Origin of the sequence: Flavobacterium tructae (assembly GCF_002217475.1) — a bacterium.
GTDB lineage: Bacteria > Bacteroidota > Bacteroidia > Flavobacteriales > Flavobacteriaceae > Flavobacterium > Flavobacterium tructae.
In genome coordinates, this window is record NZ_MUHH01000073.1 from 1 (window position 1) to 677 (window position 677).

The window sequence follows — 677 nt, forward strand, 5'->3', positions numbered from 1 at the left end:
GATAATCTGGCTTATGTTATTTATACATCGGGCAGTACAGGTCGTCCTAAAGGAGTTATGAATGCCCACAGAGGTATAGTCAATAGGTTGTTATGGACCCAATCCCATTATCAGCTGACGGGAGAAGATATAATTTTACAAAAGACTTCATTTAGTTTTGATGTATCGGTATGGGAATTATTATGGCCTGTTATCTGCGGATCTAAATTAATATTTGCCAAGCCTGAAGGACATAAAGATGCGGGTTATTTAAAAACGTTCATTGAGCATAACAATATTACTACGATTCATTTTGTTTCTTCGATGTTAAAGATTTTCCTGGAAGAAATAGATTTAGGAGATTGTGGTTCTTTGCAGCGTGTTTTATGCAGCGGGGAAGCTTTACAAGCAGATCAGATTAGTTTGTTTAAAAATAAATTCAGAGGGGTACGGCTAGATAACTTATATGGACCTACAGAGGCAGCAATTGATGTGAGTTCATGGGAAGTTCCATTAGGAGATTCTTTTTCTCGGGTTTTAATAGGCAAGCCGGTATCCAATACGAGTTTATATGTTTTAGATTCGGCTTTACAATTAGTTCCTATTGGAGTAGCAGGTGAGCTTTGTATAGGAGGTGTTCAGGTTGCTCGCGGATATCTGAATAATCCGGAACTTACTTCGGAGAAGTTTGTGTCTAA

Annotated in this window: 1 protein-coding gene; it reads left to right on the forward strand. The window is 38.0% G+C overall.

Translation table 11 applies throughout. From position 1 onward, the window contains the following. Positions 1 to 677, forward strand: a 677-nt coding sequence (locus B0A80_RS20275) for an AMP-binding protein (RefSeq protein WP_165769304.1), incomplete at both ends; no start/stop codon positions are given.